General features: G+C 73.6%; 6 protein-coding genes. 1 reads left to right on the top strand and 5 read right to left on the bottom strand.

The window, feature by feature from the left end; genetic code table 11:
• Positions 1–125 precede the first annotated feature (125 nt).
• The 5 genes from cimA to ABD323_RS37700 all read right to left on the bottom strand — a co-directional run bounded on the left by cimA (position 126) and on the right by ABD323_RS37700 (position 5,731).
• Entirely contained in the window at positions 126–1,739 is a 1,614-nt protein-coding gene (gene cimA / locus ABD323_RS37720; RefSeq protein ID WP_344446616.1) for a citramalate synthase, read from the bottom strand.
• A gap of 375 nt (positions 1,740–2,114) precedes the next feature.
• A complete protein-coding gene (locus tag ABD323_RS37715) occupies positions 2,115–2,681 on the bottom strand; it encodes a Uma2 family endonuclease (RefSeq protein WP_344446615.1) in 567 nt (188 codons plus the stop codon).
• 114 nt (positions 2,682–2,795) lie between these two features.
• Positions 2,796–3,908, bottom strand: a complete 1,113-nt coding sequence (locus ABD323_RS37710; RefSeq protein WP_344446614.1) for a branched-chain amino acid aminotransferase — start codon at positions 3,906–3,908, stop codon at positions 2,796–2,798.
• Positions 3,909–4,063: 155 nt separating this feature from the next.
• Complete coding sequence (locus ABD323_RS37705; RefSeq protein WP_344446613.1) at positions 4,064–5,101, bottom strand: 3-isopropylmalate dehydrogenase; 1,038 nt, start codon at positions 5,099–5,101, stop codon at positions 4,064–4,066.
• A 60-nt stretch (positions 5,102–5,161) separates the two neighbouring features.
• Positions 5,162–5,731 carry a Uma2 family endonuclease gene (locus tag ABD323_RS37700; protein WP_344446612.1) on the bottom strand — a complete coding sequence of 190 codons (570 nt, stop codon included), beginning with the start codon at positions 5,729–5,731 and terminating at the stop codon, positions 5,162–5,164.
• Between the two features lie 92 nt (positions 5,732–5,823).
• Between ABD323_RS37700 and ABD323_RS37695 the strand changes: the two genes are divergently transcribed.
• Positions 5,824–8,271 (top strand): YfhO family protein, encoded by a 2,448-nt coding sequence (locus tag ABD323_RS37695; protein WP_344446611.1) that lies wholly within the window; start codon positions 5,824–5,826, stop codon positions 8,269–8,271.
• Positions 8,272–8,295: the final 24 nt, after the last annotated feature.

The raw sequence follows: 8,295 nt of genomic DNA, 5'->3' as shown, positions 1-8,295 counted from the left end.
GCGCCAAGAGCGCCCTCATCACCCTCGTCGAACACGCCCTGCTCGCCCGACTGCGATAGCCGAAGTGGGGACCCCGAGCGGGGTCCCCACGGCGTACCCGTACCGGCCCGCGGGCCGCGGGTTCGTCAGTCGCGGGGCACCAGCCCGGCCTTGATCAGGATGTACGTGTACGCGTCCTCCAGAGCCCGCCAGGAGGCCGCGATCACGTTGTCGGCGACGCCCACCGTGGACCAGGTGGTGGTCCCGTCGGCCGACTCGATCAGCACCCGGGTGCGCGAGCCGGTGCCGTGCTGGCCCTCCAGGATGCGGACCTTGTAGTCCACCAGCTCCAACTTGGCCAGCTGCGGGTAGATCCGCTCCAGCGCGGCGCGCAGCGCCCGGTCCAGCGCGTCCACCGGGCCGTTGCCCTCCCCGGTGGCGACCATCCGCTCGCCCTCGGCCCAGAGCTTGACGGTGGCCTCGTTGCCCGCCGCCACGCCGCCGGCCTGCTGCTCGCTGATGCAGCGCCAGGACTCCAGCGTGAAGAACCGCGCCCGGCTGCCGTGCACCTCGTCGCGCAGCAGCAGCTCGAAGGAGGCGTCGGCGGCCTCGTAGGTGTAGCCGAGGTTCTCCTGCTCCTTGACCTTGGCGACCACCCGGCCCACCAGGTCGCGGTCGGCGGACAGGTCGTAGCCCAGCTCCCGGCCCTTGAGCTCGACCGAGGCCCGTCCGGCCATGTCGGAGACCAGCATCCGCATGGTGTTGCCGACCCGCTCGGGGTCGATGTGCTGGTAGAGGTCGGGGTCCACCTTGATCGCCGAGGCGTGCAGGCCGGCCTTGTGGGCGAAGGCCGAGACGCCGACGTAGGGCTGGTGGGTGGAGGGCGTCAGGTTGACCACCTCGGCCACCGCGTGCGAGATCCGGGTCATCTCGGTGAGCTTGCCGGCCGGCAGTACCCGCCGGTCGTACTTGATCTCCAGCGCGCCCACCACCGGGAAGAGGTTGGCGTTGCCGACCCGCTCGCCGTAGCCGTTCGCGGTGCACTGCACGTGGGTGGCCCCGGCGTCCACCGCGGCCAGCGTGTTGGCCACCGCGCAGCCGGTGTCGTCCTGCGCGTGGATGCCGAGCCGGGCGCCGGTGGCCGCGAGCACGTCGGCGACGGTCTCGTGCACCCCGGCGGGCAGCATGCCGCCGTTGGTGTCGCACAGCACCACCACGTCGGCGCCGGCCTCGTGCGCGGCCTGGACCACGCGCAGCGCGTACTCGCGGTTGGCCCGGTAGCCGTCGAAGAAGTGCTCGCAGTCGATGAAGACCCGCCGCCCGCGCGAGCGCAGGTAGGAGACGCTGTCCCGGACCATCTCCAGGTTCTCCTCCAGCGTGGTGCGCAGGGCCAGCTCCACGTGGCGGTCGTGCGCCTTGGCGACCAGGGTGATCACCGGCGCGCCGGAGTCCACCAGCGCGGCCAGCTGCGGGTCGGCCTCGGCCGTGCCGCCGGCCCGCCGGGTGGCGCCGAAGGCCACCAGCTGGGCGTGCCGCAGCTCCAGCTCGGCGGCGGCACGGGCGAAGAACTCGGTGTCGCGGGGGTTGGCGCCGGGCCAGCCGCCCTCGATGAAGCCGACCCCGAAGTCGTCCAGGTGCCGTGCGATGGTCAGCTTGTCGGCCACCGTGAGGTTGATGCCCTCGCGCTGCGCGCCGTCGCGCAGGGTGGTGTCGAAGACGTGGAAGCTGTCGTCGGGGTGACGCGTACTGCCGTCGGTCATGACCCTGGTTTCTCCGTTCGGGGAGAGCTGCTGCTGTTGCCGGACGATCCCGGCCCCACTGTCCACCATCCCGCGCGCCACCCGGGTTCCGTGCACCGCCTCGTGGGCGGTGCCGGGGACCGGATCCTGCCCGGCCGGCGCGGGGTGGGCTCGGCGGGGCAAAAGAAAAGACCCCTCGCGGGTGCGAGAGGTCTGCGCGCGGGTCTGTTGACACGGTGGTCGTCCCGCGGGGATCACTGCGGAACGGTCACTGCGGACCGGCGCGCCTGCTGCTAATCATGAGCGCGAGCGAGGACACGTTCGCAGTCTGGCACACCGTCCGCCCTGCGGCCGCCCCGTCTCGCGATCCGGGACGGAGGGGCCGGGGTGGGCTGCTCAGAAGAGCTCGCCCGTGTCGAGCGCGAACCCGAACGGCGCCGGCAGGTCGAGCGGCTCGCCGATGGCGGCCTGGGTGACGCCCCGGTACTCGGCGCCCTCGGGGTCACTGTGCAGGACGACCAGACCGGCCTGGCGGTCGACCAGCAGGTGGAGCGGGATCCCGGCGGCGGCGTAGCCGGTCCGCTTCTCCTCGCGGTCCTTGCCCGGGCGGCGGGAGGTGACCTCCAGGACCATCAGGACCCCCTCGGGCTTCCACCAGGAGTCCGCGGCGCTGAACGCGCCGCGCCGGGCGAAGGTGGCGTCGGGGATGTAGTGCCCGTCGGGCACCACCAGGCCCTTGCCGGGAGCGAAGTCGACCTCCTTGGGACCCTCGGTGAACACCTGGCGCACGATCCGCCCGATCACGGTCTCGTGTTCGCCGTCCGGCGGTGGAGTCACGACGATCTTCCCCTCGATGAGCTCGGCCTTGAACCCCTCGGGGGTCTCCAGCGCCAGGAAGGCCTCCACCAAGGCGTGCTCATCCCGGTCCCCGAGCTCGACGAAGTCGTGCGTCGGCGCAGACATGGCCCCTCCTTGCCTTCCGGTCCACCGGCTCAACGAGCGAAGCACTTCGAGGTTACCCAGCCCGGGCGCCTCCTCGCAGTGCGGCGCCCGGGACGGGTGGTGGTGGTGCGGGGGTCAGACGATGGGGTGCAGCCAGCCGTGGGTGTCCGCGACGGTGCCGCCCTGGATGCCCAGCAGGGTCTCGCGCAGGCGCATGGTGACCGGGCCCGGCTCGCCGGTGCCGACCGTCCAGTCACCGCGGGCGGACTTGACCGAGCCGACCGGGGTGATCACGGCGGCGGTGCCGCAGGCGAAGACCTCGGTGAGGGTGCCGTCCGCGTTGCCCTGCTTCCACTCGTCGGTGGAGATCCGGCGCTCCTCGGTGGCGTAGCCGAGGTCGGCGGCCATGGTGAGCAGCGACTCGCGGGTGATGCCGGGCAGCAGCGCGCCGGAGAGGGCCGGCGTGACGATCCTCGCGTTCTCGCCCTCGCCGAAGACGAAGTAGAGGTTCATGCCCCCCATCTCCTCGATCCACTTGTGCTCGGCGGCGTCCAGCCAGACCACCTGGTCGCAGCCCTTCTCGGCGGCCTGCGCCTGGGCGACCAGCGAGGCCGCGTAGTTGCCGGCGCACTTGGCCGCGCCGGTGCCACCGGGGGCGGCGCGCACGTACTCCTCGGAGAGCCAGACCGAGACCGGCTTGACGCCACCGGGGAAGTAGGCGCCGGCCGGCGAGGCGATGATCATGAAGAGGTACTCGTTGGCCGGGCGCACCCCCAGGCCCACCTCGGTGGCGAACATGAAGGGCCGCAGGTAGAGGCTCTGCTCGGCCTCGTTGGGCACCCAGTCCTGCTCCTGCTGGACCAGCAGCTCGACGGCCTTGACGAAGTCCGCGGTCGGCAGCTCCGGCATCGCCAGGCGGCGGGCCGAGTTCTGGAAGCGGGCGGCGTTCGCCTCCGGGCGGAAGGTCGCGATCGAGCCGTCGGGCTGGCGGTAGGCCTTGAGGCCCTCGAAGATCGCCTGCCCGTAGTGCAGCGTCATGTTCGCCGGGTCCATCTCCAGCGGCGCGTACGGCGTGAGCTGGGCGTCGTGCCAGCCGCGACCCTCGGTCCAGCGGATGGTGACCATGTGGTCGGTGAAGACCCGACCGAAGCCGGGGTTCACCAGCCGGGCCTCGCGCTCGGCCGCGGGCAGCGGGTGCGCGGAGGGCTTGAGCTCGAACGTGAGGGGCGCCTGGGTGGGCGTGGTCATGGCTTCTGTCCTTCACCGTGGGGTTGGTCCGGGCCGTGACCGCCGTCGGCTGCAGAAACGCACGACGGCACGGCCCACTGTTGATGGTCGCATCTCAGGGGCCGTGCCGAACAGCTGTGGGTGTTGTCCTGGGGAGGAGCGCCTCAGCCGGCCCGTCAGCCGGATACTCGGGCGACGAGCGCGTCGCCGACCTGCGAGGTGCTGCGGGCGCCGGCGCGCTCGGTGAGGTCGGCCGCGACGGCGGCCTCCACCTTGGCCGCTTCGTCCGCGAACCCGAGGTGCTCCAGGAGCATGGCGACCGAGAGCACGGTGGCGGTCGGGTCGGCCTTGCCCTGGCCGGCGATGTCCGGGGCGGAGCCGTGCACCGGCTCGAACATCGAGGGGAACGCGCCCGAGGGGTTGATGTTGCCGCTCGCGGCCAGGCCGATGCCACCGGTGACGGCGGCGGCCAGGTCGGTCAGGATGTCACCGAAGAGGTTGTCGGTGACGATCACGTCGAACCGCTCGGGCTGGGTGACGAAGAAGATCGTCGCCGCGTCCACGTGCAGGTAGTCGGTGGTGACCTCGGGGAACTCCCGACCGACCTGCTCGAAGATCCGGGTCCACAGGTGACCGGCGTGCACCAGCACGTTGTTCTTGTGGACCAGCGTGAGCTTCCTGCGCGGGCGGGCGGCGGCGCGCCGGTAGGCGTCACGCACCACGCGCTCGATGCCGAAGGCGGTGTTCAGGCTGACCTCGGTGGCCACCTCGTGCTCGGTGCCGGTGCGCAGCGAGCCGCCGTTGCCGACGTAGGGGCCCTCGGTGCCCTCGCGGACCACCACGAAGTCGATCACCGGGTCGCCCGCGAGCGGGGAGGCCACGCCGGGGAAGAGCTTGCCCGGGCGCAGGTTGATGTGGTGGTCGAAGGCGAACCGCAGCTTGAGCAGCAGCCCGCGCTCCAGCACCCCGGAGGGCACCGAGGGGTCGCCGATCGCGCCGAGCAGGATCGCGTCCTGGGTCTTCAGCTCCGCCAGCACGCTGTCCGGCAGCGTCTCGCCGGTGGCGTGGTAGCGACGGGCTCCGAGGTCGTACTCGGTGGTCTCCACCTTGACGTCGGCGGGGAGGACGGCGGTGAGCACCCGAAGGCCCTGGGCCACCACTTCCTGGCCGATGCCGTCACCGGGGATCACTGCGAGACGAAGGCTGCGAGACATGTCCGGAACGGTACTCCTCGTCCCAGGGGATGACATCCGATGTCCAGAATGCGGAACGGCTCAGCGGCCGGGCAGCAGGATGTCGAGCGGGAAGGGGCGGTCCAGCTTGAGGCGGTCGTGGAAGATCCCGGTGGCGACGTAGCAGTGGGTGGCGGGGTCGAGCTCGTAGGCGTAGACGACCGGGCGCCCCTCGTCGCTCTCCACGCGCCAGAAGTGGCGGATCCCGGCAGCCGCGTACTTGCGGGGCTTGGCCTCGCGGTCGCGGGCCTCGGACTCCTGCGAGACGACTTCCACCGCCAGCAGGACGTGCTCCGGAAGGCAGCTGGTCTGCCCGGGACCGGTGTCCGCCTCCTCGTCCACCACCATGAGATCCGGCTCGGGGCGGTTGCGGAGGTCGAGTTTCACCGTCATCTCACGCCAGACCTCCCACCCGGCCGGCGCCGCGCTCTCCAGGCCGCGCTCCAGCGCGCGCATCGTGCGCATGTGGAACTTCGTCTGCGGACTCACGAACACCAGGCTCCCGTCGATCAGCTCCGTGTGCGGAGGCAGGTCGGGGAGGCGGTCCAGGTCGTCGGCCGTGTAACCGCCGGTGGGCGGACGGAGCCAGTCCGGGTACGGTGCGACGCTCATCGTTACTCCCATGCGAGAGATTCTGGCGATCCACTTCAGGCTACCCGGCGGGTCCTGAGGGGGAATCACCCGAACGTGTCGAGGATGTCCGCATGCGCGAACGGTGGGCGGCCCTGGGGGCGGCGGGGCTGGCCATGGGGACCTACGGGACGGCGCTCGCCGTGCGCGGGGCCGACCCCTTCGGGTCGCGGCCGCGGGCCGGGACGCAGCTGACCGAGCAGGTCGTGCCGATGCACGCGCACCTGTGGGACCTGCTGCGCGGGCAGGGCGGCGGGGACCTGCTGCTGAACTGGGACAGCGGGTACGGCGCGCCGTTCGCGGCGGACCTGATCGGCTCGCTGCTCAACCCGTTCAGCTGGCTGGTGGCGCTGCTGCCGCGCGCGGCGGTGCCGTACGCGGTCCTGCTGGCCACCCTGCTGAGCATCGGGCTGGCCGTCGCGCTGATGACGATCTTCCTGGGGCGGCTGCGCCCCGGCCCGCCCTGGCCGCGCGCGCTGCTGGCGACCGGCTACGGGCTCTGCGCCTGGGTGCTGGTGGACGCCGCCGGGCAGCCGGCGCGGCTGTGGGGACCGGTCGCGCTGCCGCTGCTCTGCCTGGCCTTCGACCGCTGCGTGCGGCTCAGGGGCTGGGTACCGGGCACCCTGGCGGTGGCGCTGGCCTGGTGGGGCAACTTCCCCACCGCCGCCACCGCCTCGCTGGGCGCGGGCCTGGTGCTGGTGCTGCGCCTGCTGCTGGACCGGCGGGCGCCGTCGGTACGGCTGCGCGCGCTGGCGCGGGCGGTGGCGATGGCGGCGGTCGGGATCGGGCTGGCGGCCCCCGCGCTCTGGGTGAGCTTCCTGGCCGGCCGCTCCGCCCAGCCGGCCGCGGTGCTGCGCCCGGGCACGCCCGCGTTCGGCGACTACCTGTCCCACCTGCTGCCCGGCGCGCTGGCCACCCGCACGCTGCCGGACGTCTTCGTCGGGGTGCTCGGCCTGCTGCTGGTGGCGGCGCTGCCGTTCAACCGGGCGGTGCCGGCGGCCGAACGGATCGGCTGGTGCGCGGCGCTGCTGCTGCTCGCGGGCTCCTTCGCCTGGCGCCCGGACTTCCTGCTCTGGCACTTCTCCAAGGCGCCCGAGGGCGATCCCTACCGGTCGACCTTCGTGCTCAGCGGCCTGCTGACGATGGCCGCCTGGGTCTGCCTCTCGCGGCGCCCCGCGCTGCCGGCGCTCGGCGGCGGGGTCGCGCTGCTCGCCCTGCTGGCCGCGCTCGGCAGCTCCGGACCCGGCTCCGGGCACGGCCCGGGTGGACCGGCCGGCTGGGTGCTGCTGGGCGTCGGGGTGCCGCTGCTGGTGGTGCTGCTGGAGTTGCTGGGCCGCCCGGGGCGGCGTCGGCAGGGGGTCGCCCTCACCCTGCTGACCTGCGCGGTCCTCGCCGGATCGCTCGGGGCGGCCCTGTGGGTGCCGGTGCTGCGCGAGCGGCGCCCGGACCTGGCGCCGGTCCCGGACGGCGCGGCGGTGCGCTCGGCGCGGCAACGGCTGCGCGCCGCCGACGACTGGCCGCTGAGCCGGACCGACCCCGGACCGCACGTCTTCACCGGCAACGACCCGATGCTGCTGGGCGCCCAGGGCGGCGGCTACCGCAGCGACTACCTGCCGGCGACCACCGCGCAGACGCTGCACGCGCTGGGCGCCGGCTGGTTCCTGCAGGGACGGCAGACCCTGAGCTTCGCCGACCCGGTCGGCCAGGCGCTCTTCGCCGTGACCACCTCGCTGGAGGAGGACCTGACGCTGCGCCGGGCACCGGCCGCGCCGCTGGTCACCGTGCACCCGCCGACCGTGCTGGACGCCTCCTCGGTCTTCTCCCGCCAGCAGGCCCTGCTCGGGGCGAGGGTCTACGAGGTCCCGGTGCCGCGCCCGGCCGGCGGTCCGGCGCCGACCGACCACGGCAGCAGCGGCTGGTCGGTGCCGGCCACCCCCGCCGGCGCGGGCGGCACGGTCTTCACCGCCGGATGCACGCCGGGGCGCGCGGCCTACTTCTACGCCCCCTACCTGGCCGGGGTGCTCGGCCGGCCGATCGGCGACCTGGTGGTGGCCGGGCGGCAGAACGCCACCGCGCTGCCGATCGTGCCGCTGGGCACGGTGCCGCCGGACGGCACGGTGCGCGTGGAGATCCGGGCCGGGGCGGACACCCAGGTGCCGGCCCGCCCGTTCGGCTGCCTGGATCCGGCCGCACTGGCCGGCGCGGTGGACGGCCTGCGGGCCACCGGCGCGCTGCGGGTGCGCGCCGGCGGACACACCATCAGCGCCGACCTGCACCCGGGCAGTACCGGCACGGCGCTGCTCGCCCTGCCGGCGGTGCCGGGCTGGCGGTGCGCGCTGGACGGCGGGCCGCCCCTGCTGCCGCAGTCCGCCCAGGGGCTGCTCGCGGTGCCGCTGGGGGCCGGCGCCGACCGGCTGTCCTGCTCCTTCACCCCGCCGGGGCTGGGTGACGGGCTGCGGCTGGCGGGCGGCGCGGCCGGCGTGCTGGTCGCCGTGGCGCTCTGGCGGTGGTGGCCCGGGTGACGGCCCGCAGCTGGTGGTTCAGCG

The sequence above is a fragment of the Kitasatospora nipponensis genome (assembly GCF_039528135.1).
Lineage (GTDB): Bacteria > Actinomycetota > Actinomycetes > Streptomycetales > Streptomycetaceae > Kitasatospora > Kitasatospora nipponensis.
Note: the sequence above shows the minus strand (reverse complement) of the source record. Positions and strands in the feature narration are given on the sequence as shown.